At 64.3% G+C, this 23,086-nt stretch carries 24 protein-coding genes; 8 read left to right on the top strand and 16 right to left on the bottom strand.

Annotated elements, in window-relative coordinates:
* The first annotated feature begins 33 nt into the window (after positions 1-33).
* From ACTDXD_RS07810 to ACTDXD_RS07800, 3 genes are read left to right on the top strand one after another with little or no spacing between them, the layout of a single operon-like run.
* Positions 34-1,029, top strand: coding sequence for an aldo/keto reductase (locus ACTDXD_RS07810; RefSeq protein ID WP_440126503.1), 996 nt, complete (start codon positions 34-36; stop codon positions 1,027-1,029).
* 40 nt (positions 1,030-1,069) lie between these two features.
* Positions 1,070-2,410, top strand: a complete 1,341-nt coding sequence (locus ACTDXD_RS07805) for an MFS transporter (RefSeq protein WP_440126502.1) — start codon at positions 1,070-1,072, stop codon at positions 2,408-2,410.
* Positions 2,385-3,086 carry a GTP pyrophosphokinase gene (locus ACTDXD_RS07800; RefSeq protein ID WP_440126501.1) on the top strand — a complete coding sequence of 234 codons (702 nt, stop codon included), beginning with the start codon at positions 2,385-2,387 and terminating at the stop codon, positions 3,084-3,086. Before ACTDXD_RS07805 ends, ACTDXD_RS07800 begins: the two co-directional genes overlap by 26 nt.
* On the opposite strand, the gene ACTDXD_RS07795 is transcribed toward ACTDXD_RS07800, so the two are convergent.
* The 13 genes from ACTDXD_RS07795 to ACTDXD_RS07735 all read right to left on the bottom strand — a co-directional run bounded on the left by ACTDXD_RS07795 (position 3,087) and on the right by ACTDXD_RS07735 (position 15,315).
* Complete coding sequence (locus ACTDXD_RS07795; protein ID WP_440126500.1) at positions 3,087-5,552, bottom strand: ATP-dependent Clp protease ATP-binding subunit; 2,466 nt, start codon at positions 5,550-5,552, stop codon at positions 3,087-3,089.
* 484 nt (positions 5,553-6,036) lie between these two features.
* Positions 6,037-6,351: a hypothetical protein gene (locus tag ACTDXD_RS07790; protein WP_440126499.1), complete on the bottom strand. Its 315-nt coding sequence runs from the start codon at positions 6,349-6,351 to the stop codon at positions 6,037-6,039.
* Positions 6,324-6,593: a hypothetical protein gene (locus ACTDXD_RS07785; protein ID WP_440126498.1), complete on the bottom strand. Its 270-nt coding sequence runs from the start codon at positions 6,591-6,593 to the stop codon at positions 6,324-6,326. The genes ACTDXD_RS07790 and ACTDXD_RS07785 overlap by 28 nt, the downstream gene beginning before the upstream one ends.
* A 123-nt stretch (positions 6,594-6,716) precedes the next feature.
* Positions 6,717-7,067: a hypothetical protein gene (locus ACTDXD_RS07780; RefSeq protein ID WP_440126497.1), complete on the bottom strand. Its 351-nt coding sequence runs from the start codon at positions 7,065-7,067 to the stop codon at positions 6,717-6,719.
* 157 nt (positions 7,068-7,224) lie between these two features.
* Positions 7,225-7,596: a hypothetical protein gene (locus ACTDXD_RS07775; protein ID WP_440126496.1), complete on the bottom strand. Its 372-nt coding sequence runs from the start codon at positions 7,594-7,596 to the stop codon at positions 7,225-7,227.
* A gap of 35 nt (positions 7,597-7,631) precedes the next feature.
* Positions 7,632-8,192 carry an LpqN/LpqT family lipoprotein gene (locus ACTDXD_RS07770; protein ID WP_440126495.1) on the bottom strand — a complete coding sequence of 187 codons (561 nt, stop codon included), beginning with the start codon at positions 8,190-8,192 and terminating at the stop codon, positions 7,632-7,634.
* Positions 8,189-9,169: a hypothetical protein gene (locus tag ACTDXD_RS07765; RefSeq protein WP_440126494.1), complete on the bottom strand. Its 981-nt coding sequence runs from the start codon at positions 9,167-9,169 to the stop codon at positions 8,189-8,191. Before ACTDXD_RS07765 ends, ACTDXD_RS07770 begins: the two co-directional genes overlap by 4 nt.
* A complete protein-coding gene (locus tag ACTDXD_RS07760) occupies positions 9,160-10,152 on the bottom strand; it encodes a hypothetical protein (RefSeq protein WP_440126493.1) in 993 nt (330 codons plus the stop codon). The genes ACTDXD_RS07765 and ACTDXD_RS07760 overlap by 10 nt, the downstream gene beginning before the upstream one ends.
* Positions 10,149-10,448 (bottom strand): hypothetical protein, encoded by a 300-nt coding sequence (locus tag ACTDXD_RS07755; protein WP_440126492.1) that lies wholly within the window; start codon positions 10,446-10,448, stop codon positions 10,149-10,151. Before ACTDXD_RS07755 ends, ACTDXD_RS07760 begins: the two co-directional genes overlap by 4 nt.
* Before the next feature lie 241 nt (positions 10,449-10,689).
* A complete protein-coding gene (locus tag ACTDXD_RS07750) occupies positions 10,690-11,538 on the bottom strand; it encodes a 3-hydroxybutyryl-CoA dehydrogenase (RefSeq protein WP_440127580.1) in 849 nt (282 codons plus the stop codon).
* A 61-nt stretch (positions 11,539-11,599) separates the two neighbouring features.
* The gene (locus ACTDXD_RS07745; RefSeq protein WP_440126491.1) at positions 11,600-12,757 is read right to left on the bottom strand and encodes an acyl-CoA dehydrogenase; all 1,158 of its coding nucleotides are present in this window, start codon (positions 12,755-12,757) and stop codon (positions 11,600-11,602) included.
* A 162-nt stretch (positions 12,758-12,919) separates the two neighbouring features.
* Positions 12,920-13,639, bottom strand: a complete 720-nt coding sequence (locus ACTDXD_RS07740) for a TetR family transcriptional regulator (RefSeq protein WP_440126490.1) — start codon at positions 13,637-13,639, stop codon at positions 12,920-12,922.
* A 35-nt stretch (positions 13,640-13,674) separates the two neighbouring features.
* A complete protein-coding gene (locus ACTDXD_RS07735; protein WP_440127579.1) occupies positions 13,675-15,315 on the bottom strand; it encodes an acyl--CoA ligase family protein in 1,641 nt (546 codons plus the stop codon).
* Positions 15,316-15,427: 112 nt separating this feature from the next.
* Between ACTDXD_RS07735 and ACTDXD_RS07730 the strand changes: the two genes are divergently transcribed.
* Complete coding sequence (locus tag ACTDXD_RS07730; RefSeq protein WP_440126489.1) at positions 15,428-16,306, top strand: LuxR C-terminal-related transcriptional regulator; 879 nt, start codon at positions 15,428-15,430, stop codon at positions 16,304-16,306.
* A gap of 9 nt (positions 16,307-16,315) precedes the next feature.
* Here the strand turns inward: ACTDXD_RS07730 and ACTDXD_RS07725 are convergent, their stop codons facing one another.
* The gene (locus ACTDXD_RS07725; protein ID WP_440126488.1) at positions 16,316-16,999 is read right to left on the bottom strand and encodes a GntR family transcriptional regulator; all 684 of its coding nucleotides are present in this window, start codon (positions 16,997-16,999) and stop codon (positions 16,316-16,318) included.
* 100 nt (positions 17,000-17,099) lie between these two features.
* On the opposite strand from ACTDXD_RS07725, the gene ACTDXD_RS07720 reads away from it, so the two are divergent.
* Positions 17,100-18,488, top strand: coding sequence for an FAD-binding oxidoreductase (locus tag ACTDXD_RS07720; RefSeq protein WP_440126487.1), 1,389 nt, complete (start codon positions 17,100-17,102; stop codon positions 18,486-18,488).
* Positions 18,489-18,498: 10 nt separating this feature from the next.
* Here the strand turns inward: ACTDXD_RS07720 and ACTDXD_RS07715 are convergent, their stop codons facing one another.
* On the bottom strand, positions 18,499-19,281 hold the full coding sequence (locus ACTDXD_RS07715) for a 3'-5' exonuclease (RefSeq protein WP_440126486.1): 783 nt from the start codon (positions 19,279-19,281) through the stop codon (positions 18,499-18,501).
* A 135-nt stretch (positions 19,282-19,416) separates the two neighbouring features.
* Positions 19,417-20,022: an LppU family putative lipoprotein gene (gene lppU / locus ACTDXD_RS07710; RefSeq protein WP_440126485.1), complete on the bottom strand. Its 606-nt coding sequence runs from the start codon at positions 20,020-20,022 to the stop codon at positions 19,417-19,419.
* Between the two features lie 190 nt (positions 20,023-20,212).
* Between lppU and ACTDXD_RS07705 the strand changes: the two genes are divergently transcribed.
* The 3 genes from ACTDXD_RS07705 to ACTDXD_RS07695 all read left to right on the top strand — a co-directional run bounded on the left by ACTDXD_RS07705 (position 20,213) and on the right by ACTDXD_RS07695 (position 22,975).
* A complete protein-coding gene (locus tag ACTDXD_RS07705; protein WP_440126484.1) occupies positions 20,213-21,277 on the top strand; it encodes an ATP-dependent DNA ligase in 1,065 nt (354 codons plus the stop codon).
* A 2-nt stretch (positions 21,278-21,279) separates the two neighbouring features.
* Complete coding sequence (locus tag ACTDXD_RS07700) at positions 21,280-22,353, top strand: DNA polymerase domain-containing protein (RefSeq protein ID WP_440126483.1); 1,074 nt, start codon at positions 21,280-21,282, stop codon at positions 22,351-22,353.
* Positions 22,354-22,462: 109 nt separating this feature from the next.
* Positions 22,463-22,975, top strand: a complete 513-nt coding sequence (locus tag ACTDXD_RS07695) for a DUF6764 family protein (protein WP_440127578.1) — start codon at positions 22,463-22,465, stop codon at positions 22,973-22,975.
* Positions 22,976-23,086: the final 111 nt, after the last annotated feature.

The raw sequence follows: 23,086 nt of genomic DNA, 5'->3' as shown, positions 1-23,086 counted from the left end.
CACGAGTGCCGCCGACCTGAGGAGAATCCGCCGATGACCGTTCCCGCCGTCGAACTCGCCCCCGGGCTCACCGTCAGTGCGCAGGGCTACGGAGCGATGTCCGTCGCTCCCGTGTACGGGAAGGTCGATCCTGACGACGCACTCGCGACGCTTCATCACGCGGTCGACATCGGAGTCACCTTCATCGACACCGCCAATATCTACGGCAACGGGCTGAGTGAGCAGGTAGTCGGGAAGTTGCTGGGTACGCGTCGCACCGAGGTGCAATTGGCCACGAAGTTCGGACTCGTCGGAAACCCGGCGACCGGAAATCGGGGGATCAACGGGCACCCCGATCATGTGCACGAGGCCATCGATGAATCGCTGCAGCGGCTCGGTGTGGACGTGGTGGATCTGTACTACCTGCACCGCGTCGACCCCGAGGTCCCGATCGAGGAAACGGTGGGCGCGATGGCCGAGCTCGTGAAAGCCGGGAAAGTGCGCCACCTCGGCCTGTCCGAAGCGACCGGTGACGAGCTGCGACGTGCGCACGCTGTGCATCCGATCGCCGCGATCCAGTCGGAGTGGAGCATCGTCTCGCGCGATGTGGAACGCAATGTGGTGCCGACTGCTGCTGAGCTCGGTATCGGTTTTGTTCCGTTCTCCCCGGTCAGTCGCGGTTTGCTGACCGACGCGTTCGCGCCGGGGCAGCTCGGAGACGGCGATCTTCGTCATCGGTTCCCGCGTTTCGACGCAGAGGCGCTTCCGAAGAATCTCGAGTTGCGTGCGAAGGTACGCGCCGTCGCCGATGAAGCAGGCGCCACCGTCGCGCAGGTTGCTCTGGCGTGGCTCGACGCGAAGGCTCGTGTTTTCGGTCTGCCGTCGGTCCCGATTCCCGGTACCCGTCTTGCTGCGCGCGTCACAGAGAACGCGGGCGCTGTGGACGTGGTGCTGTCGGACGAGCAGGTCGGACGCCTCGACGCACTTGCCGGTGAGGTGGTCGGTGAGCGGGCTTCCGACCCGACGTGGGTGTCGCTCGGGCGCGAGTAGTTACCTGATCTAACGAGCTGCGGCGTATCGTGTGTATCTCATGAGGTCATGGCTGGTCTGGGGTGTCGGTGTCCTCGCCTACATGGTTGCCGTCCTGCATCGCACTACCTTCGGGGTATCGGGCCTGGCTGCGACCGAGCGTTTCGACATCTCCCCGTCCGTGTTGTCCGGGTTCGTGGTGTTGCAGCTCATTGTCTACGCGGGCATGCAGATTCCCGCCGGAGTTCTGCTGGACCGATTCGGGTCGCGCAAGATCATCGCGTTGGGTGCCGCCGTCATGGCGGTGGCCCAGTTGGTCCTCGCAGTCACCGACTCGCTGCCGATCGCCTACGCGGGCCGCGTGTTCGTCGGCGTGGGTGATGCGCTGACGTTCATCTCCGTGCTCAGGCTGGTTCCGGTGTGGTTCGCGCCGCGCCGCGTTCCTGTGGTGTCGCAGCTGACCGGCATCCTCGGCCAGCTCGGACAGGTGCTGTCGGCCGTTCCGTTCGTGCTGATCCTGTCCGATCAGGGATGGACGGCAGCGTACGGCAGTGCCGCGGCACTGGGGCTGCTCGCGTGCGTCCTGGTGGTTGCGGTCGTCCGTGATGCACCGTCAGGGGAGCGACTGGAGGTCCCGCCCACGGGCCTGCGCAACGTGCTCGCCCAGATCGGTGGAGTGTGGCGCCGGCCCGGCACGCGGCTGGGGTTCTTCACTCATATGGGGACCCAGTTCTCGGTGACCACGTTCGCGTTGATGTGGGGCGTCCCATACCTCGAATCCGCGCAAGGGCTCTCGCCCGCGGCCGCCGGTTCGATGCTCACGGTGTCGGTGGCCACCGCGATCGCGGCAGGCCCGATCCTCGGCATCCTCACGGGGCGTTACCCGAATCATCGCTCGTGGCTCGTGCTGTCGATCATCGCCGCGTGCGCAACTGCCTGGACCGTCGTGCTTGCGTTGCCCGGGCCTGCGCCGATCTGGCTGCTGGTGCTGCTCATCGTCGTCATCTCGGTCGGTGGCCCCGGTTCGATGGTCGGCTTCGACTATGCGCGCACCTTCAACCCGTCGACCGCGCTCGGTACAGCTCAGGGCATCGTCAACATCGGTGGTTTCCTGGCGACGCTGCTCGTCGTCCAGACGATGGGTGTACTGCTCGAAGCGTTCGGCGGATACGGCTTCGATTCGTTCCGGGTCGCGTGGCTCGCGCAATACCCGATCTGGGTGCTCGCCCTCGTAGGTGTGCTGATCACCCGCAAGAAGGCGAGACGTGAAACAGGTGTGTATCCGCGCACGTTGCGGCAGATATTGCGAGCGAGAACCGAGCCCCGACGTGAGGAACTGGCAGACTCGGTAACGGAACACATCGAGGAGGAACCGAGTGACAACGACGGTGGACGGTCCTGAACAGGGCGTGCCCCTACCCGACGAGCCGGAGGATGCTTCCGCTCGGCCGCCGGTATCGCTGCAGGACCTGAAGAGCGAGCTCACTCGGTTTCTCATGGTGTACAAGTTCGGCATCGACGAGATGATGACCAAGATCAATATCTTGCGCGACGAGTTCACCTACGCCCGCGACTACAACCCGATCGAGCACGTCAAGTCGCGACTCAAATCGCCCGAGTCGATCATTGCGAAGGCACGCCGCAAGGGTGCTCCTCAGACTCTCGAAGGCGTGCGTGAGCACGTCCGGGACATCGCCGGCATTCGCATCACGTGCAGCTTCACCTCCGACGTCTACCGCATCATGGACATGATCACGCGACAGGGGGACGTCGGTGTGGTCGAGATCGAGGACTACATCGCCCGGCCCAAGCCGAACGGCTATCGCAGTGTCCACGTGATCGTCGAGATCCCCGTGTTCATGTCCGACCGCATGGAGTCGGTCTACGTCGAACTCCAGATCCGAACGGTCGCGATGGACTTCTGGGCAAGTCTCGAGCACAAGATCTACTACAAGCACGACCGCGCGGTGCCGGATGCACTGCGTGAGGAACTCCGTGTTGCTGCTGAAACCGCCCGTGACCTCGACGTGAAGATGGAGGCGCTGCACGACCGGGTACATGGGGAGACCGGCAGCTGATCAGTCCTCTGCCGATGAGTCGCCGTCGGGATCTTGCTGCTCGTCTCCACCGGTGACCGTCTCGAGCACCAGACCATCAGAACCGGTGTCGACTCGCACCGTGTCTCCCGCGCCGAGCGTTCCCGCAAGCAGCAGGTTCGACAGTCTGTTGTCGAGTTGCTTCTGGACGGTCCGCCGCAACGGGCGAGCACCGAACTCCGGTGCGAACCCCCTGTCCACCAGCCAGTCGACCGCGCTCTCGGTGATGTCCAGATCGACGTCCTGGGCTCGCAATCGCCGCCGGGTCCCGTTGAGGATCAGGTCGACTATCTCGCGCAGCTGTGCCTTGTCGAGTCGGTGGAACACCACCGTCTCATCGATACGGTTGAGGAACTCGGGCCGGAAATGGGAGTGCAGTCGCTCCATCAGCTTCGGGGTCAGGGTCTCGATGTCGCCGCTGGTGTCGGCCAGGATGAGGTCGGACCCGATGTTGCTGGTGAGAATGACGATGGTGTTCTTGAAATCTACTATGCGGCCTTGTGCGTCGGTGACATGGCCGTCGTCGAGGAGCTGGAGAAGCACATTGAACACATCGGTGTGCGCCTTCTCGATCTCGTCGAACAGGACCACCGAGTACGGCTGACGGCGAACCTTGTCCGTGAGTTGCCCTGCCTCCTCGTACCCGACATAGCCAGGGGGAGCACCGACCAGACGGGAGACGGTGTGCTTCTCCTGGAATTCGCTCATATCGAAGCGAATCATCCGGTCTTCGTCACCGAACACGGCAGCGGCGAGCGCCTTTGCGAGCTCTGTCTTACCGACCCCGGTGGGGCCGAGAAACAGGAACGACCCGATCGGCCTGTTCGGGTCGGACAGGCCCGCGCGCGCCCTCCGCACAGCTTCGGCCACCGCTGAGACTGCTTGGTCCTGCCCGACCACGCGAGCATGGAGCATATCCTCGAGGTCGAGGAGTCGTTGGCGTTCTTCTGCCGTCAGTTCGGCGACCGGGATGCCGGTCTGCCTGGAGATCACCTCGGCAATGTCGACGACCTCGACCTGCGGCGTCGATGCTGAGCCGCTCGAACCGATGCGCTCTTCGAGGGCTGCTATCTCGTCTTTCAACTCACCGGCCTTGGCGTAGTCCTCGGCCGCGACCGCGGTGTCCTTCTCGCGTTCGAGGCGTGCCAGTTCGTCTTCCTGCGAACGAGCATCCGCGTCCGGAGTCTTGGTACGCAGCCGTACACGTGCGCCCGCCTGGTCGACCAGGTCGATCGCCTTGTCGGGCATGAACCTGTCCGTGATGTACCGATCGGACAGCTCGGCTGCCGCCACCAGCGCTTCGTCCGTGTAGTGAACTTGATGGTGTTCCTCGTAGACATCGATCAGTCCGCGCAGAATCTCGATGGTGTCGTCGACCGAAGGCTCGGACACCATCACCGGCTGGAATCGCCGTTCGAGCGCCGCGTCCTTCTCGATGTAGCGGCGGTACTCGTCGATTGTGGTCGCGCCCACCGCATGCAACTCTCCGCGTGCGAGGGCCGGCTTGAGCAGATTGCCGGCATCCATCGAACCTTCGCCGCCACTGCCCGCTCCGACGATCGTGTGCAACTCGTCGATGAAGAGAACCAGTTCGTCGGAGTGTTCGCGGACCTCGTCGAGGATCTTCGTCAACCGCTCCTCGAACTCGCCGCGATATTTGCTACCGGCGACCAGCGAACCGACGTCGAGAGCGACGACGCGTCGATCGGCCAGCGTCGACGGTACGTCTCCGTTGACGATTCGCTGCGCCAAGCCCTCGACGATCGCGGTTTTGCCCACGCCGGGATCACCGATCAGGACGGGATTGTTCTTACGACGACGGGAGAGGATCTCGATGGTCTGCGCGATCTCGTCGGCTCGCCCGACCACGGGGTCGACGTTGCCCGCGCGCGCCTCGGCGGTCAGGTCTCTGCCGTACTCGTCGAGTGTGGGCGTCGTGCTCTCTGATGTGTCGCGCCGACCTCCGGAATCGAGTTTGGCGCCGGCCAGCGCATGAGCAGCCGGGTTCTCGCTGTTCGCGGCAATCCCGTAGAGGATGTGCTCGGGACCGATGTAGCTGATACCCGACTGCCCTGCCTGCTGCTGGGCAACCCGTAGTGCACGCTTGGTCGCAGGACTGAGCGTCACCTGCTCGCCCTCGTTGCCTTCGCCACCGGCAAGGGAGCGCATCTGCTCGGCGACCGCATCAGGATCCAGACCCAGGCCGTTGATCACACCGCGGGTCGGGTCGTTGAGCGTGGCGGCATACAAGAGATGTTCTGGGGTCAGCTCCGCGCTACCCCACTCCGTGGCTGCCTTCCTGGCCTCGGCGACGAGCTGCTTCGCGTCGTCATTGAGTAGCCGACTCAGGTCCACGCGCTGTACCTGCGGTTGACGGAGTCCGCCGGAGCTGAAGAATCGGTCGAAGATGTCGTCGAACGGGTCGCGGGAAAGCCAGCTGTCGGTCATTGTCACTCCACGGTCTCGACCTGAATCTCGGTTTCCACAGGAAGTGCCGCGTGCACTTTCTTTGCAGCACAGCTCTATGGCAGAGGCAGACTCCGCTACGCCGACAACAGGTGCGTGCCGACCAATGAGTTCGATCGTAGTAGCCGACATACGATTTGTGTGCGGGTCGGCGGATTCGGAACAAATGCGAAGGAGAATCCGGATCGGACTCGAACGCCACGACTGACCCCGACGCAATCTCCCGAAGCGTCCGGAGGCAGCAATAGATGGGCTATGTTGTTCCAGGTGCGGCTGATCATGCACCGTTGCAACAGCTTCGGCGGAAGTTGTCAACCTGTCTGAGGCAGAGCAGGCGTGTTGATTCCCGTCGGTTTCGGTAACGCCGCTCGGTTTCGGTAACGCCGCGACCGGCCGATGCCGGAACCGACGCGGATGCTTCTCATGAATTCGGTGGAGCCGTTCCTGCCTGCGTCGGTGTTCCTGGTCACCGCCGAGCACGAGCGATATCGTCGAACCTGGCGGGACACGTCAGCGCGTACGTGATGGTCTCGAACAGTGACTCCGAGAGCGGATTGTCGTCACTGACCCGCCGCAGCGAGGCATCGAGCAACAGCCCGAACGCGGTGAACGCGTCGGTGAACATCTCCACCGCCTCGACCTTCTCCTCGTTGTATTCGATGCGCCAGACCACCGGGAACCGGGCGATCCCCACCAGCGTGCAGCCCCGGGTGACGGGCATCCCCGCTTTGGTCAGGTTGGTGACGATGTCTGTCAGGACAACGCCGTGCGCTCGAGCCACAGCGCGTACTCGCGTGCACTCATAAACGCCTGCGGGATCTCCTGTAAGTGCCCCGCATCGCGGGCTTTGATCCAGGCGCGGACCATGGTGCTGGTGAGGTTGTTCTCGCGGAGTTGTCGGGATTTCGCGCTGCGTTCGATGCAGGCGTCCCAGCGGCGGAGGAACTCGATTTTGTAGGCCATGGAGAACGCGCGGTGGCCTTGTTGGGTGCGTCTTATGGGGACGGTGATGAGGTCGGACATTGTTGCTCCGATCCCCGCGTTGGCTGTCAGGGTGTCTGACGATCATCCTGACAACCAACGTCCTTCAGGTTGTTCCTGTCCGTGAGAGGTGTTGCCGCCCGGAAAGGAGTGCGACTCGGTCGTTCACCACGGCGTCTTGACTCCTCTTGCGGCACGGAACCGTTCGCGTAGCGGAGGCGGCCGGAGAAGTTCGAGGGCATCGGACTGCGCCACAAGATGGCGATCCTCGAGGCGGGCGTGCAAGCGGCGCATCAGGTCGATGAGTGTATTGGGTTCGGCGGCAAGAACGTACGCCGTGATCGCCACATCGTCCGCGGTGTCGAACGGTACGGTACCCGCAGTGACGACCGGGCCTGGAACACGGAGGCGGATGAGCGGATTGTGAACATCGGGGCCGCGGGTGCCAACCGTGTATACATCGGCGGCGACTTCGTCGATGTCGTCCCACCGCACGAACGTGTCGTGCCTGTGCACTCGGAGCCGACGAAATGCGACGTGGCGGTGGACACCGTCCCGGTGCAGTCGCAGCACCGTGCGCCCGCGAAATACGACGGGTAACGCTCCTACCAGGAGGGCGGCGACGACGGTGAGAATGAGAAACGGGATGGCCTCGCGTAGTGAGGTCGCGCGATCAGCACCTTGTCCGCGTGGGTGGCAACGACGTAGATGAACAGCGCCGAGCCCGAGTCATGGCCGCGCACGTCATTGCAACCGCGACGAAGAGCGATATTGCTGTGGAGATCTCTATTCCGGGGCCGTGTTCGTCCGAGAAACATCGCGTGATTCGGCGGCTGCGCCCGATCGAGCGCAAGCCCGAACGCTCGAACCACCAGTACGTCCCTGGGGCGATCATGACGATGATGGTGAACCCCAGCCACATGATGCCGACGTCGTCGTCCGCAAGCATGCTGTCGATTCTGCTGATGAGCCAGGCCAGCAGGAACATGAACGCGATTCCCACAGCGAATGATCCGGGCCGGAACGGCTGTGGCCATGTGGGCACTGGTGCGGACTCTGTGTGCGTCCGGTCGTCGTGTCTCACCGAGGCTCGCTGTCTCGGGTGGCGGACTCGACCGCCAGTCCGCTGTGAATGGTGGCCGCGTCGGCAGCGAGTGCGCTGTGCGGATGTCTGGGTGTCGTCACGGTCAATTGCGTCAGGTAGCGGTCGTACTCGTGGTCGACTACGAGATAGCGGGTTGCTGCTTCGTACTCCATGCCGTCCACGCAATACCCACCGTGGATGAACACCGAACGATGACCGGCGAAATCATTGTGGCTCGAACGTAACTCGACCCATTCGGGGAGCGTTTGCGCTCCGGATGTTGCTGTCTCGATGAGTTCATCGGTGGGACGCCACCGAGACAAGCGGCCGTGGAGGAGTACCGCGTTGGGTGTCCACTCGTGCTCTGCGTATGCGGGTGCGATGAGGACCGAATATGCGTGGGGGAACATCTCGTCGGGCACGGTGACCCACCCGTCGGGGATTGGGATTGTGATAAACGGGTCTCCAGGCTCGTGGGACGAACAGGGAATGAGTTCGACGTCGTGGCGTTCCAGATAGGCGCGCAAGGTGGCAGGAATCGGGTTCTGAGAGTTCATGCCTTCGCCTTCTGATCGCGCGCAGCTCGGAAGCGTTGGCGCAGGGTAGGAGGTCGCAGTAGTTCTGCGGCGTCGGCTTCACTGACGAGTGCTCGGTCGTCCGGGTTCGCGTGGAGACGTTTCAGCAGCGCGAAGAGTGTGTTCGGTTCGGTCACGAGTACGTATGCCAAAACTGTTACTTCGTGCTCTGTGTCGTGCGGTGTTCGTTGGCTCCTGGGAAGTTCGGAGGCGATGCAAAGCTTTATTACAGGATGATGCGCAAGGCTATCGGCGCTGATGTGCTCGATTTGATCCCACGTGAGAAAGGTTCGGTATCGTCTTGCGAAGCAGAAGAATTGACGAAGTGAAGTACGTTCGACCCCATCCTGGTAGATGGTCGCGGCAGTGTCGATCCGGATGGCCACCAATAGTAGTGCGATCATCGTGGATCCGACCGAGCACAGCGCCATGAATGTTGCCCCGCCATCTGTGTTGCGCCCGGAGGGCAGGAGTGACTCCTCCATACCGAGAAACCAGCTGAGCGAAGCAGCTCCTGTGTAGAACGCGCAGCCGACCAGTACTGCTGCACAGAGCGGGGTCAAGACCCGGGTGGCGGGGATCCTCATTCCATAGCCGTGTACCGGATCATGTTGTCGGCGTACTCCTCGAGGTAGACCAACTCTCCGAAATCCGGCTTCTTGCAGCCCATATACGGCCCCTAGCATCGCCATGGCGGTGCCGGCCGAAAACGCCACGCTTGTGTTGGTCGCGCCGCGAATGAAACCTTCGATCGCAAGGTGGATAGCAATGAAAGCAATCATCAACATCGCTATCGTGGCAATCAAGACGAGTGGACGGAATGGCTGGATCCAAGCCTGGCCACGACCATCATCGAAGGTGGTGCTACTTGGTTCTGGTGATCCCGGTCTCGGGTTCCGTGTGTGCATGGTGCCGCGCCTTCCCGATGCTTCGACGATGCAATGTTGGGTCAATTCCATATGGACTGAAGCGACTTGGACGTCAGGTATGTGAACGCTCCGCCAACAAGGGCCCCAGCGACTATTCCTACGGCGGTACCGGCGCCCGGTGCGATCATGGTGCCGAGTGCTCCCCCAGCCTTTGCTCCACCCATCGCGGTCAAGAGCCCAACTGCGGATCCCGCACTTTCTGTGACTATTGCCTGTGTGGGGTCCATTCCGCCGTCGATGTCGTTCGCGATTGCGGGAATGGTCCCCAGTACTGCAGCGGCAGGGCTGATTCCTCTCGATAGTCCGCGCGCTAGGTCATCACCTGTGGACAGAGCTGCATTCTTCAGGCCTTCTTTCGTCGAATCGGCCATCAGGCCGATCGTGGACGCGGCGACGGTGGCGGGCACGTCCGGAACCCAGGAGTGCTCGCCGGTATCGGACTTGACGACTTCCCCCGGCGTCGCCGCCTTTGCCGCGTCTTCCAGTACGGCTACGGCGGTGTTGATGCGACTCATCGCGTCGCCTGCGGCTGCCGCAGCCTGTTGGAGTGCATCGACCAACGCGACACTGAGCTCGGCGGCCTGGCGTTCGAGCTGGAGGGACGCGGTGTCGTAGGTCGCGCCCGGTGGCAGCAGAGCGCGAAGAAGTGAGATCTGGTTTGCTGCGTCGACGATGCCGTTGTCGTGCACGGTGAACGATTGATGTTCGGCAGCCCGCACTAGTCCGAGTACGTGCATCCGGGCACCTTCGACGATCGGTGCCCCGGTGCGATAGGCGCCGGCGACCTGCAGGAGGGCCCCGGCGATAGCGCTACCGAGTGAACGTTCCCGGACCAGACGGAGGGCGGCGGCATTCGCGGCGTCGCCTTTCCACTGCTCGGCGAGGGCGTCCTGATCGTGGAGGAGGCCCTTCATGCGATCGTCGAGTTTGTCGACGAGCGTATCGAGCCCGTCAGCGGTTGCGCGGAGGGCGTCAGGGTTCCAGGATTCGACGGCGGAGACGCCGGGACTCACTCGGGTAGGTCCATCGCGGTGAGCGCCGCGACGAAGTCGGCTTCGGCGATCTCGTAGTCGTCGGCGGCGCCGTTCGAGATGTCGGTGACTTCGAGGAGGCGTTGGCGGATGTTGGCCAGTGCCTGTGCGGTCGCGAGGTGCCCGCGCGCATCGGTGTCGCTGAATCCGGTTCCGGGAAGTGCTGATCGCGAGTGTTTGTAGGGTGCGGCGATATCCCATTCCCCGATGGCGTCGGCTGCACCACTGACGGATGCGGCGAACGCACGAAGCGCCTGCGGATCTACTTTCAACGTCACGACTGTCCCCCCGACAGAATCCCCCGATGTGTCGGGCGTGACGATAGCAGAGCGGGCAGTGGAAGCGATTTCAGGCCCCGGTTGCGGGGTGCCGCAACAACTTCGGACAGGTGCAACCTTTCGTTCGGGTTGTATGTGTCCGTGCAGGTGGATTCGACCGTGAGACATGAAGGAGTGGAACAAATGCGAGTCCTGCCGGTCCGGAGTGGACCGACAGGACTCGACAGATGCCGCTGGGGGACTACTTGTAGCTGTAGAAGCCCTCACCGGTCTTGCGGCCCAAACGGCCCGCTTCGACCATGCGGCGCAGAAGTGCCGGTGGCGCGTAGTTCGGCTGAGCGAACTCGTCGTACAGCGACTGCGCGGCGTTGAGGGCGATGTCGAGGCCCACGGTGTCGAGCAGCGTCAGCGGACCCATGGGGTAACCGCAACCGCCCTTCATCGCGGCGTCGATGTCTTCCTTCGTTGCGTAACCCGACTCGAGCATCCGCACCGCGTCGCACAGGTACGGGATGAGCAGTGCGTTGACGATGAAGCCCGCGCGATCGCCGGCGCGCACCGCAGTCTTGCCGAGGGTGTTCTTCGCGTAGTCGAACACCGTGTCGGCTGCGGCCTCGTCGGTGGTCAGTGCGGAGATGACCTCGACGAGAGGCATCACCGGCACCGGGTTGAAGAAGTGCACGCCGACGACCTTGCCGGGACGCTGCGTCGCCTGCGCCATCTTGATGACGGGGATCGACGACGTGTTGGTCGCGAGGATGCCCTCGGGCTTGACGACCTTGTCGAGCTCGGCGAAGATCTCGGCCTTCAGCGACTCGATCTCGGGTGCGGCCTCGATGACGAGGTCGCGGTCGGCGAACTCGCTCATGTCGAGCGTGACCTTGATGCGGGCGAGGATCGCGTCGGCGTCCTCCTGGGTGACCTTGCCGGACTTGACGCCGCGGCCGATCGACTTCGTGAGACGCTCACGCGCGGCTTCGGCGAACTGTTCGGTCGTCTCTTTGACGAGCACGTCGCTGCCGGCCTTGGCGCAGACCTCTGCGATGCCGGCACCCATGGTGCCGCCGCCGATAATGCCTACCTTTTCGATTGCCACTACACAAACTCCTGATCGATGAGGGATTCTCGACTAAGACCGTATCCGAGCGTGATCAGCGAAGCAGAGCTCGCGACATGACGACGCGCTGGATCTGGTTGGTGCCCTCGTAGATCTGGGTGATCTTGGCGTCGCGCATCATTCGCTCGACCGGGAAGTCCGTGGTGTAGCCGGCGCCACCGAACAGCTGCACCGCATCGGTGGTGACCTCCATGGCGACATCCGACGCGAAGCACTTGGCGGCGGCCGAGATGAAGCCGAGGTTGCCTTCGCCGCGCTCGGCGCGAGCGGCCGAGGTGTAGACCATCAGACGGGCGGCCTCGACCTTCATGGCCATGTCGGCGAGCATGAACTGCACACCCTGGTTGTCGGAGATCGGACGGCCGAACTGCTTACGATCCTTGACGTAGGTGATCGCGGCGTCGAGCGCACCCTGGGCGAGCCCGACAGCCTGTGCGCCGATGGTGGGACGCGTGTGGTCGAGGGTCGCGAGCGCCGTCTTGAAGCCGGTGCCGGGCTCGCCGACGATGCGATCGCCGGGGATGCGGCAGTTCTCGAAGTACAGCTCGGCGGTGGGCGAGCCCTTGATTCCGAGCTTCTTTTCCTTGGGCCCGACGACGAAGCCTTCGTCGTCCTTGTGGACCATGAACGACGAGATGCCGTTGGCGCCCTTGTCGGGGTCGGTGACGGCCATGACCGTGTACCACGTGGACTTGCCGCCGTTGGTGATCCAGCACTTGGAGCCGTTGAGGATCCAGTCGTCGCCGTCGGCCTTCGCGCGGGTGCGCATCGATGCGGCGTCGGAGCCTGCCTCACGCTCCGACAGCGCATACGACGCCATAGCGCCGTTCACGATGTCGGGAAGGACCTTGGCCTTGAGTTCGTCGGAGCCGCGCAGGATCAGACCCATTGTGCCGAGCTTGTTGACGGCCGGGATCAGCGACGAGGAGCCACACACGCGAGCGACTTCCTCGATCACGATGCACGCGGCAATGGAGTCGGCGCCCTGACCCTCGAATTGCTCGGGCACGTGGATGGCGTTGAAGCCGGACTTGTTGAGGGCGTCGAGTGCCTCCTGCGGGAAGCGGGAGTCCTCGTCGACCTCCTTCGCGTACGGTGCGATCTCTTTCTCGGAGAGTGCGCGGATGGCCTCGCGCAGGGCGTCGTGCTCTTCGCTGAGCTTGAACAGATCGAAATCGGCGTTGAGGGCCATGAGGGCGGAACTCCAATCGGCACGCGGTGCCATTCCAGAGGGTGGATCTGCGCCCACAATAGCGAGCCATGGGGGCGCAACGTCGCGGAATCGTCCAATTCTAACCACGGCACTGAGTGCCAGGTCAATGCACGTGGTGGGGCCTGCTGCAGCGAGCGGGCACTATCCGCCGAGGGTGCGTCGCACTTCTTCCGCTACTGCGGAGGGCGAGGTTCCCGCGGGATACGTCACCACTGTCACGGCACGCGGTGCCTCGGGGGCGGAGGAGGGCTCGGCACCCGGCACCACCCCGAAGGTGCGTCTGATCTCGTACAACTCCCGATCGAGGACCTCCGCGGTCGCGGTGTCGTCACCGCGAATCATTGCCCGCAACAGGAAATTGTGTGCTGACGTCATCGCCGCCGCGAAGCTCACGATCCGGATCGGTTTCTCACCTGGTACGGCCTGACGGAGGAATTCTGTGAACAGTCGCTCGTATCGGTAGGTCGTCACGAGCTCCCGATCGCGCAGGGCCGGCACCCGCTGCACGATCCGGTACCGCCAGACCGAGAGGTCGCGCCGGTCGCGGAAATGGCCGAAGACGAGTTGTGCCGCGTCGCCGCAGGCGGCCCACGGATCGTCGAATTCGCGCGACAGGTACTCCGACACCTGCTCGAGGAGCGACTCGTGATCGGCAAAGATCACGTCCTCCTTCGAGCGAAACTGCCGGAAGAACGTGCGACGGGACACTCCCGCTGCCGCCGCGATCTGCTCGACGGTCGTCGACTCGTAGCCGTATTGCGAGAACAGTCGGATGGCCTGGGTGACGACATGCACCCGGAACTGTGTGGGATCCGGCCCCGCCGAATCGGGACGGCGGCCGGGGACTGTTCCGTGTGACATGACGTCGAGTATCCCGCCTCGCGGGGATTGCTACGTCAGGACCGCGGGGTTTCCGCTGAGCGAAGCTCGAACTTGAGGATCTTGCCTGTCGATGTTCGCGGCAGTTCGAGCGGAAAGACGATGTCGCGGGGGACCTTGTAGCCTGCCAGCAAGCGGCGGGTGTGGGCGATGAGGTCGTCCGCCGTGACCGACTGTGACTCCTTCAGGATGACGAAGGCCTTCGGCCGCTCCCCCCACTTCTCGTCGGGAACACCGACCACCGCGACATCGATCACCGCGGGGTGCGCCATGATCGCCTGCTCCACCTCGACCGTCGAGATGTTCTCGCCACCGGAGATGATGATGTCCTTGGCACGGTCCTTGAGCTGGATATATCCGTCCGGGTGCATGACACCGAGGTCGCCGGTGTGGAACCAGCCACCGGCGAACGCCTCGGCGGTGGCGTCGGGATCCTTGTAGTAGCCGAGCATGACGTTGTTGCCGCGCAGCACTATCTCACCCATGGTCTCGGCGTCGGCCGGAACATCGTTCATGTTGTCGTCGACGATGCGGGCCGTTTCGGCCTGCAGCATGCCGACACCCTGCCGGGACAACAGTGCGGCGCGTTCGTCACCTGTCTTGTCGTCCCACGAATCCTGGTACTCGCAGATCGTGTACGGGCCGTACACCTCGGTCAGACCGTAGACGTGCACGACGGTGATGCCCATCTGTTCGAGTTGCGCGATCACGGTCGGGGACGGTGGTGCTCCCGCGGTGGTGATGTGCAGGGGCCGGTCGAGCGTGTGTGCCTGTTCGGCGTTCGCGATGGTCGAGCACACCGCGGGCGCGCCGCACAGGTTGGTCACGCCCAGGTTGTCGATGGCATCCCAGATGGCGTCGGCGCGCACCGCCCGCAGGCAGATGTGAGTGCCACCCGCCGCGGTGACCGCCCACGGAGTGCACCAGCCGTTGCAGTGGAACATCGGCAGCGTCCACAGGTATTTGCTCTGCCCCGTGAATCCGTTGTGGAAAGTCTCGCCCAGCGAATTGAGATACGCACCGCGATGCGAGTACATGACGCCCTTCGGCTTGCCGGTGGTGCCCGAGGTGTAGTTGAGGGAGATGACGCCGAGTTCGTCTTCGACGCTCCAAGGCAACGGGGATGCGTCGAGCGAATCGGCGAGTGCGAGGAACTCGTCGTAGCGCGCGGTAACCACGCCAGCGGGAAATTCTGGCGCCGATACCGTCGAATCGGGGACTTCGACGATATCGGTGAGTGTCGGGACGTCGACGCCCGCGAGCGAGCCGACGAATTCGGAGTCGACGAACAGCAGCGACGCCTCGGCGTGGTTCAGGATGTAGTCGAGCTCCGGACCTGCGAGCCGTGAGTTCAGTGCGATAAGCACCCCGCCTGCCAGCGGCACCGCGAAATGCGCGATGAGAGTCTCGGGCACGTTGGGAGTCAGGTAGGCCACCCGGTCGCCGGGCTTGATCCGGCTTTTCAGGACCCGGGCGAGACGCTGGGTCTCCTCGGCGAACTCCGCATATGTGTACCGACGGTCGCCGTAGACGATCGCGGTGCGATCGGGGAACACCGACGCCGACCGCTCGAGGAAGCGCAGCGGGCTGAGCTGACTGTGGTTGGCAGACGCGGCAGAGCGGTCGAGTGCGCTGGACACGGAAACCTCCGGGATCATCGGGAAAGTCGGCGTCACGTGTGATCGTCGCAACACCGGGTTCGGTCGAGGCTACGAATCTCCGAATCGGCGCCGCTACCCTAGAAAGAGGGTGTTAGGAGGAAGCCGCTCAGTGAGTGCTTTGAACCGTGCTGATCTGCTTCGGCCGAGTGACGTCGACACGCTTCGTGCCGAATTGCGGTCGCTCGAGCAGACGACAGGCCTTCCCATTCTGTTCGGAGGCACCGTGCACGGCGCCGATCTGGTGTTGTCCGGTTACGTCGGAACTCGTGGTCGATTCCTCCGCAATCTCGTGATCAGTTCCGAACGTGGGCTCGGCGGACGGGCGATCGCCGAGCAGCGCCCCCGTTCGGTCTCCGACTACTTCACGTCGCGACACATCACCCACGATTACGACAGGCCCGTCGGCGGCGAGGGTATCGAGTCGTTGCTGGCTGTCCCCGTCGTTGTGCGGGGGCGGACCCGTGCGGCGATGTACGGCGGTCTCCGAACGCCACTGCCCATCGGCGACACCGTCACCGAACAACTCGCGCAGTCCGCGCGAGCGTTGGCACGGGAGATCGAGATCCGCGACGAGGTGGATCGTCGGGTGGCACTGCTCGACAACGTCGGAGCGTGCAGCCCGATGGGAAACGGTGAGCGGCTCCCGCGGGCGGTGTCCGACACGATCACCGAAAGCTACCTGGAGTTACGTGAGCTCGCGGCCGGAGCGAACGACCCGGACCTGGAATCTCGGCTGAAGGGGGTCGAGGACAAACTGCGGGCGCTCGGGGGCTCCGGGTCGCAGGTGCCGACAGCGCACCTGACCCCGCGCGAACAGGACGTGCTCGGATATGTGGCCTTGGGCTGCCGCAACGCCGAGATCGCCGAACGCCTGGCCCTGAGTCTCGAAACCGTCAAGAGCTACGTGCGCAATATTCTGGCGAAGCTCGAGGTGCACAGTCGTCACGAAGCGGTGGTGGAGGCGCGTCGGCAGGGTCTATTGCTCTGAGTCGATCCGTCAGGCCGGCTCGGGAAGTTCGGCCTCCGGGCCGGGGACGCCACCGACAGCCGCGACGAGGCGTTCGCGCGCTCGTCCGAGGTGGTCGGCGAGGATCGAGACCGCGAGCTCTCCGTTTCCCGACGCCACCGCATCGAGTATCTGCCGGTGTTCGGTAGCGATGCTCGCCGTGGTCAGCAGATGCTGGCCCTGAACCTGGACCATGCACAATCGCACCTCGGAGACGAGCGAACCGAACATCCTGCTCGTCCGAGGACTTCCCATCGCGTCCACCAGTGAGGTGTGGAAGCGCATGTCTGGTTCGACGATCGCGAGCGGTGCGTTGTCTGTCATGGCGAAGATCTCACCGTTGGCGGTGACGGCAGAGTTGGGAATGTGTGGGCTCTGCGCCAGGTAGCGCAGTGCTGTGGACTCGAGGTGCGCGCGGGTGCGGTAGATGTCGCGGATGTCGTCGGGCCCCAGTTTGGGTACGCGGGCGGTCTTGTGGGCGCTGCGCTGAAGGAGGCCCTCGCCGACGAGTTTTTCGATGGCTGCTTTCGCCGTCGGTCGTGCGACCTCGTAGACCCGCGCGACTTCGGCTTCGGTGAGTGCATCGTCGTGTGCGAGTTCGCCGGAGAACAACCGTCCCCGCAGTTCCTCGGTCAGGGCATCGATGATCGACAGAGTTCTGACACGTCCCGCCATCTCCGGCTCCTTCACTCCACTGTCGAACCGGTGCGCGATTCTTTCACGCTGCGGCTTCACAATCCTTGACTGTCCAGTGTACTTGTCTGACAATCTAGGAATGCCTGGTTCCGCGAACATCGAAGACCTGCACAGCGCACTCAGCAACGATCTGAGCGACCCGCTCGGCGACGCACTCGTCACCGATCCGGATCGGATGTTCGCGTACCGGCGCGACCAGTCGCTGCTGACCGAGGCCGGAATCCCACTGGCACTCGTGCGGGCCCGCGACACCGACGACGTGGTCGAAACGATGAAATGGGCCCACCGGCACGGCGTGCCGGTGGTGACACGCGGCGCGGGCACCGGGTTGGCAGGCGCCGCGAATGCGCTCGACGGCTGCATCGTGCTCAGCGTCGAGAAACTGAACGAGATTCTCCACATCGACACGGCCGCGCGGACCGCGACCGTGCAGCCGGGCGTGATCAACGGCGATCTGGCAGCCGCAGTCGCCGAACGCGGACTCTGGTACGTGCCAGACCCCGGAAGCCGGGCGATCTCGACCATCGGTGGCAATCTCGCAACGAACGCGGGCGGCACGTGCTGCGCGAAGTACGGCGTCACCGCCGATCACGTGGCCAGAATAAAAGCGGTACTCGCCGACGGACGCATCATCCATACCGGTGCAGTGACCAGGAAAAATGTCGCTGGGCTCAACCTGACCCAGCTGCTCGTCGGGTCGGAGGGGACACTCGCCGTCATCGTCGAGGCCACCATGCGGCTCAGGGCGGCGCCGACCGCGGCGTCGACGGTCGTGGCCGCATTTCCGTCCACGGCGCAGGCCATCGAAGCGGTGCTTGCAATCCGCAACCGCGCCGAGCCGTGTCTGCTCGAGCTGATGGACCGCACGACGATCACCGCAGTCAACGAGATGACGCACATGGGACTCGACGAATCAGCGGGCGCACTCCTGCTCATTCAGTGCGACGGCAGAGAAGCCGGTGCCGAGGCCCAGACGTGTGCCACCGTGTGCACGGAGATCGGCGCAACCGAGGTGTACGACACCGACGACCCGGTCGAGGGTGAGGAGTTCATGCAGGCGCGCCGGGTCGCGTTGACCGCCCTCGAACGCCAGGGCAGTACCTTGCTCGACGATCTCGCGGTTCCGGTCCCACGGTTGCCCGAGATGCTGTCGGCGATCGAGCGGATCGCTCAGAAACACAGCCTCGTGATCGGTACGTTCGGACATGCCGCAGACGGCAATCTGCACCCCACCATCGTGTTCGACGCAGCCGACGACGACCACACGCGCCGCGCACGGCTGGCATTCGACGACATGGTGGCGGAATGCCTGGAACTCGGTGGATCGATCAGCGGCGAGCACGGCATCGGAGTCCTCAAGGAGCCGTACCTCGAGCAGATGGTCGGGTCGGTGGAGCGCGAACTGATGAGCAAGGTGAAGGCCGCGTTCGACCCCACCTCGATCCTCAACCCGGGACGAGGGATCTAGCCGGAAGCCCCTACGTGCGACGAAACCGCTCGAAGAACGCCCGGGCCCGTCGCCGAAGTCGCGTCGTCCACGGCTCGGCGACGGTGCTCGCGGGGCGTTCGAGCAGGTCGACGCTGGACGCGCCGCGTAACGGCCAACCGCCGTCGACATCGGTGGAGTCGCGGCCGAGGCCTTCCAGATACACGGCGAAATTCCGTTGCCGCTCGGCGTGCCACGCGGCCTGATCGGCCATGATGTCGAGGTCTGCCAGCTGCGGAAAACGGGCGACGAGCGCGCGCACGAGGTGACCGGCGGCGAGTGCATCGGCCTCGGCTTCGTGCGCGCACGACAACGTCACCCCGTATGCGTCGCACACCGCCGCGAGCGTGCGTTTTCCCGACCGACCGCGGTCCATTTCCCGGTCGATGACGTACGGATCGGCGACGAGCCCGAACCCGAGGGCGGGTAGTCCGAGGCGCGTCCCTTCGGCGTCCATCACCGTCAAGTCGTAGCTCGCGTTGAATGCGACGACGATGTGCCCCCGGCGCCACGCCTCCAGCAGCGCCTCGCGGATCTCGAGATAGCCGGCCCGGTAGTCCATACCTTCGGCGCGGGCGCGTTCGTCGGTGATGCCGTGGATGGCGATGGTCTCGGCGGGAATAGGGATGCCGGGATCGAGCAGCCACGTGCGGGAGTGGATGCGTTCCCCGTCGAACGTCGCGACACACGCGCTGACGATGCGGGCCGTCCTCGGGTCGCGATCGGTCGTCTCGAGGTCGAACGCGCAAAGGGGTAGGTCGGGCCAGGGCGTCACAGGCAGTTCCCCTATCCGTTCGATGGACATGGTCGGTGGTTCATCCGGCATTGTGTCTGCCGGCACCGACAAGTCCGGCCGCGGTCGAGTCGGGACTGCTGGTGGACGACTCGGAACGAGTCTGCCGGGAACGACTCAGAACGAGTCTGCGCACACGACCATCTCGCGCTCCTCGTAGACGAAGCCGCTGTCGGAGATGGAGCAGTCGTTGACGTCGGTGGTGCCTTCGAGGATCTCGGTGACCCTCTCGCCCTCGATGGCTGTCTCCGAACAGTCGATCCGTTTCGGGTCTTCACCGCCGAGATCCATACAATCGTCGACCTGCCAGTCGATATCGAGACACAGCGCGCCGAGTTCGTTGCCGCGGATGGACTCGTAGTAGGACTGGTCGGAATTGCACTCGTCGCTCGTCGTCACGATGTCGACGACGAGGTAGTTGGAGTCGTCGCTGCCGCAGGTTGCTTCCTCGATCGTGGCGTCGTCGACGGTGCCGCCGAGCAGGACGCAGTCGCCGATTTCGGCGTCGACCTCCAGATCGAGATCGGACGCAGACGGGCTGTCCGAGGTGGTCGGAGCCGAAGTTGTCGTGCGCGAGGAACTGGGCGAGGCCGACGATTCCGTCGCCGACGAGCCGGCTTCGGGCACGGCCCGGAGCTCCACATCGTCGGAACAGCCGGCGACCAACGACACTGCGGCAACGGCTGCGACAGCAAGGCCGGCCGCACGGCGAAGAGTGATCATGGCTGCACAGAGTACGGAACTGGATTGTTCGCTTCGCGCGATGGTTGCTGAACACCCTCTCCGACCTCACGAAACAGCATCGGTGTGATCGAGTTCATGGGCCTTCTGTCGCCGTTGTGAATGGGTCGGCGAAGAGGTCGATCGGTTGCAACCGGCACGCGCAGCGCATCCGGATGCAACGATGAGAATCATGGATCTGCCCGTCGTACCGCCGATAGCGCCCATGCTGGCGAAGGCCTCATCGAAGGTGCCGGAACAACCGGATTCCGGTGCGGCGCAGTGGTCGTACGAGCCGAAGTGGGACGGCTTCCGCGCGATAGTGTTCCGGGATGCAGACGAGGTCGTGTTCGCGTCGCGTGGTGGTAAGGACCTCGCCAGATATTTCCCGGAGCTCGTCGAACGGGTGCGCGCCGAACTTCCCGAGCGCTGTGTGGTGGACGGCGAGATCGTCGTACCGCGTGAACGCGACGGGCACACTCGCTTGGACTGGCAGGCGCTCTCGGAAAGGATCCATCCGGCAGCGAGCCGTGTCGCGATGCTCGCAGAGCACACTCCCTCGCAGTTCATCGGGTTCGACGTGCTGGCTCTCGGCGACGACAATCTCATGGAAGAACCGTTCGCCGAACGCCGTGTGCGGCTGCAGCGGGCCGTCGGTGGCGGCCCGAGCTGCCATGTGACTGCTGCGACCACTGACGCGGAGACTGCGATGCGATGGTTCGAACAATTCGAAGGCGCAGGCCTCGACGGTGTGGTCGCGAAGCAGCTCCACGGGGCATACCGTCCCGACAAGCGCGACATGATCAAGCTCAAACATGCCCGGACCGCCGACTGCGTGCTCATCGGTTACCGCAAGCACAAGAGCGTCGACGGGGTGGGCTCACTGTTGCTGGGGCTCTACCACGACGGTGAACTCGTGATGGTCGGGGGCGCCTCCGCATTCACCACTGTCAGGCGTCAGGAGTTGCTCGCCGAGTTGCAACCGCTACGGGTGGGCGACGATGTGGTCGCGGACGGTGAGCAGACGAGGTGGCGCTCAGCGGCCGACCGCAGCTGGGTCCCCCTGCGTCCGGAACGGGTGCTCGAAGTCGCGTACGACCAGATGGAGGGAACTCCGGAGACCGCAATGCGTTTCCGGCACGCGGCCAGATTCCTCCGCTGGCGACCCGATCGGGACCCGCAGAGTTGCACGTACGACCAACTCGAGGTGCCCGTGCGTTACGACCTTGCCGATGTACTGGACCGGACGGAGAACTGACGGTGGCGACGGGGAAACGATCACCTGCGGAAGAACTCGACGTCGACGGTGTGCCCGTGCGGCTGTCGAACCCGGACAAGATCTACTTTCCCAGGCTCGGCGCGGAGGGTGGCACCAAACGCCACCTCGTCGAGTACTACCGGGCGATCACGACGACCATGGGCGCACCGCTCCTCGACGCGCTCCGGGACCGACCCACCCATCTGCAGCGCTTTCCCGACGGTGTGGAGGGTGAGGAGATCTATCAGAAGCGTGCACCCGCGAAGCGGCCCGACCACGTCGCGACGTGTGAGATCACCTTTCCGTCCGGGCGTAAGGCCGATGCTCTGCGAGTGCGTTCCGCCGCGGATGTGGTGTGGGCGGCCAATCTGGGGTGCGTGACATTCCATCCCTGGGCTGTGCGCTGCGGCGACACGGACAGGCCCGATGAACTCCGGATCGATCTCGACCCGCAACCGGGGACGGATTTCGGTGACGCGCGTACGGTCGCGCTCGACGTGGTCCGGCCGCTGCTCGACGAACTGGGGTTGACGGGTTTCCCGAAGACGTCGGGTGGCCGCGGCATCCACGTCTATCTGCGGATCGTCCCCGAGTGGGACTTCGTCGGGGTGCGTCGTGCCGGGATCGCGCTGATGCGCGAGGTGGAGCGGCGCAGTGGTGACCGCGCGACGACCGCATGGTGGAAGGAAGAGCGCGGCGAGCGGATCTTTCTCGACTTCAACCAGAATGCGCGCGACAAGACCATCGCGTCGGCATATTCGGTGCGGCGAACACCGATTGCGACGGTGTCGACGCCGCTGACGTGGGACGAACTCGCCGATGCGGAACCGGACGATTTCACGATCGCGACGGTGCCCGAGCTGCTGGCGAGGCGACCCGATCCGATGTCGGGTCTCGATGCCGCCGCGCAGTCGATCGATGTTCTGCTCGAGATGGCCGACCGTGACGAGGCTGCTGGACTCGGTGACCTGCCCTATCCGCCGAACCATCCCAAGATGCCGGGCGAACCGAAGCGCGTGCAGCCCAGTCGTGACCGGGAGCTGAACAGTGGGAAGAGCGCCGGGAACAACACCTGACCGAGATTCTGCTGTTATCTCACTGTGGAGCGTGACAGAGCATGTCTCCCTAAACTGTTACCCGAGGGTAGTTGTTCGGATCGTTTGGAGGGCCGCAGGCGTGACCTGGATGAAGATGTCGGGCCGATTGTCGGTGGTCGGCGCGGCGTTGGCTGCGGCACTCGGCGGTGCTCTGCTGGCTGCGGCGCCTGCACAATCGCTGACCTGTTCTGCGCCTCCCGGTGCCCCGACGGAATCCAGTGCGATCCTCGGAACCGAAGCGTGTGGCGCGAACACCGAGGGCCCCGGAGGTGCGTGGAGTTACGGAAGCGGCGGAGTGGGATTTGCCGATTCCCGCGGGGACTCGAGGGTCGGAGCGCTCGGTCTCGACGGTGGGGTCGGAGCTGCCGAGAGTGCCGGAGGACTGCTTGCTGCCGTCGGGGTCGGCGCCGAGTCGCTCGCACTCGGTGTGCTCGATCAGCCGGGTACCGCTGTGGTGGCGACAGGTCCGGGTTCGCAGGCATTCATCGGCGACGTGACCGACCCGGTCCTGTGCGTGGGCGAGATGGCGCTTGCGGCGAACCTCACGACCGGCCAGGGTTGCTTCGTGTACGGGTCCTTGCGGTACACGACGATGCCGTAGTCGCGGAGGACTCGTCTGCTCCGGCAATGCGTACGTGCCGGCATCGCGTATGTGCCGGCAATGAGTATGTAAGGCCTTCCCCGGACTCGCGCCGACACGTAGCGTGTCGGA

Origin of the sequence: Rhodococcus sp. SJ-3, from assembly GCF_051918125.1 — a bacterium.
Lineage (GTDB): Bacteria > Actinomycetota > Actinomycetes > Mycobacteriales > Mycobacteriaceae > Rhodococcus.
Note: the sequence above shows the minus strand (reverse complement) of the source record. Positions and strands in the feature narration are given on the sequence as shown.

What these genes read in the sequence shown, in the direction of transcription:
- ACTDXD_RS07805 (WP_440126502.1), top strand. Translation starts at nt 1,070, where the DNA reads ATGAGGTCATGGCTGGTCTGGGGTGTCGGTGTCCTCGCCTACATGGTT.
- lppU (WP_440126485.1), bottom strand. Translation starts at nt 20,022, where the DNA reads ATGATCACTCTTCGCCGTGCGGCCGGCCTTGCTGTCGCAGCCGTTGCC.
- ACTDXD_RS07740 (WP_440126490.1), bottom strand. Translation starts at nt 13,639, where the DNA reads ATGTCACACGGAACAGTCCCCGGCCGCCGTCCCGATTCGGCGGGGCCG.
- ACTDXD_RS07735 (WP_440127579.1), bottom strand. Translation starts at nt 15,315, where the DNA reads ATGATCCCGGAGGTTTCCGTGTCCAGCGCACTCGACCGCTCTGCCGCG.
- ACTDXD_RS07725 (WP_440126488.1), bottom strand. Translation starts at nt 16,999, where the DNA reads ATGGCGGGACGTGTCAGAACTCTGTCGATCATCGATGCCCTGACCGAG.
- ACTDXD_RS07765 (WP_440126494.1), bottom strand. Translation starts at nt 9,169, where the DNA reads ATGGAATTGACCCAACATTGCATCGTCGAAGCATCGGGAAGGCGCGGC.
- ACTDXD_RS07705 (WP_440126484.1), top strand. Translation starts at nt 20,213, where the DNA reads ATGGATCTGCCCGTCGTACCGCCGATAGCGCCCATGCTGGCGAAGGCC.
- ACTDXD_RS07785 (WP_440126498.1), bottom strand. Translation starts at nt 6,593, where the DNA reads ATGTCCGACCTCATCACCGTCCCCATAAGACGCACCCAACAAGGCCAC.
- ACTDXD_RS07695 (WP_440127578.1), top strand. Translation starts at nt 22,463, where the DNA reads ATGAAGATGTCGGGCCGATTGTCGGTGGTCGGCGCGGCGTTGGCTGCG.
- ACTDXD_RS07720 (WP_440126487.1), top strand. Translation starts at nt 17,100, where the DNA reads ATGCCTGGTTCCGCGAACATCGAAGACCTGCACAGCGCACTCAGCAAC.
- ACTDXD_RS07795 (WP_440126500.1), bottom strand. Translation starts at nt 5,552, where the DNA reads ATGACCGACAGCTGGCTTTCCCGCGACCCGTTCGACGACATCTTCGAC.
- ACTDXD_RS07810 (WP_440126503.1), top strand. Translation starts at nt 34, where the DNA reads ATGACCGTTCCCGCCGTCGAACTCGCCCCCGGGCTCACCGTCAGTGCG.
- ACTDXD_RS07745 (WP_440126491.1), bottom strand. Translation starts at nt 12,757, where the DNA reads ATGGCCCTCAACGCCGATTTCGATCTGTTCAAGCTCAGCGAAGAGCAC.
- ACTDXD_RS07770 (WP_440126495.1), bottom strand. Translation starts at nt 8,192, where the DNA reads ATGAACTCTCAGAACCCGATTCCTGCCACCTTGCGCGCCTATCTGGAA.